Annotated in this window: 2 protein-coding genes; both read left to right on the plus strand. The window is 47.2% G+C overall.

Annotated features, from left to right (window positions below):
• Positions 1 to 747 (plus strand): TatD family hydrolase (locus A3766_RS03215; RefSeq protein WP_068641668.1); only part of this gene is annotated, 747 nt, incomplete at its 5' end.
• A 194-nt stretch (positions 748 to 941) separates the two neighbouring features.
• Positions 942 to 1,074, plus strand: a 133-nt coding sequence (locus tag A3766_RS03220; protein ID WP_197479261.1) for an uL13 family ribosomal protein, incomplete at its 3' end; no start/stop codon positions are given.

Here is a 1,074-nt window from a genome sequence, read left to right on the forward strand (position 1 = left end):
CATTGTCATTTAGATTTTGTTGAGTTTGAGGGGCGGCAAGAAGCCCTGCTTGAAAGTTGTCGCCGGGCAAGTGTAACAAAGTTGATTATCCCATCGATTGATCGTGGATCATGGGAGGGGGTGCAAGGCTTATCGCTTGGCCATCCTCAGCTAAGTTATGCCTTAGGGTTGCATCCTCTTTTTATAGCTAGGCATTCTTTAGGCGATATTAGCAGGCTTGATGCGTGCTTATCCCAGCGGCCTGAGGGGCTGGTTGCTGTTGGCGAGATAGGGCTTGATGTAACGGCAGCAGATATGGCTCTGCAGTACAGCTTGTTTGAGGCGCAGTTGGCGCTTGCAAGTGATCATGGTTTGCCCGTTATCATGCATGCTCGAAAAACGCATTCCCAGATACTGTCCGCATTAAAGAAGTTTCCAGGGAAGGGGGTGATTCATGCCTTCTCCGGAGGCAAGGACTTGCTCGATCAGTATGTCGCCAAAGGGATAAGCATCGGTGTAGGTTGCGTTATTACTTGGCCAAGTGCCACGCGAACCCGATCCGCTGTTGCGACAGCCCCTTTGGGTAGTTTGTTGTTGGAGACGGATAGCCCGGATATGAGAGTTTCCGGGTTGAGGCGAGAGTTTGGTTGTCCTTCGGATATTCGTCAGGTTTTTTCGGCGCTATGTAATATTCGCTCTGAAAGCCCTGAAATCTTGGCTGCAGCCTTGAGAGATAATGCCGAAGAAATTTTTTATGCGGGGCAATGAAAGAAAAACTAAATTAGTTCTGGATTAATTGTGTTTAATTATATTATACTGCGCGCCCTAAAATTATCGGTGTAGCTTTGCGAGTACAGCCCCGTCTCAATATGTGAAACCGCGATAATTCGTGACATCCGAATGGCGAAATTGCCATCGAACTTGGATTTTGTAAAGGCTCATTGGAGCTAAAGGCGGAATAAATGAAAACGTTAAGTGCAAAGCCAGAAAGCGTAAAGCGTGACTGGTATGTAGTAGATGCTACAGGCAAAACACTTGGTCGCTTATCAAGTGAAATTGCGAGCCGTTTAAGGGGCAAGCATAAGCCAGAATACA

The organism is Oleiphilus sp. HI0132 (assembly GCF_001635845.1).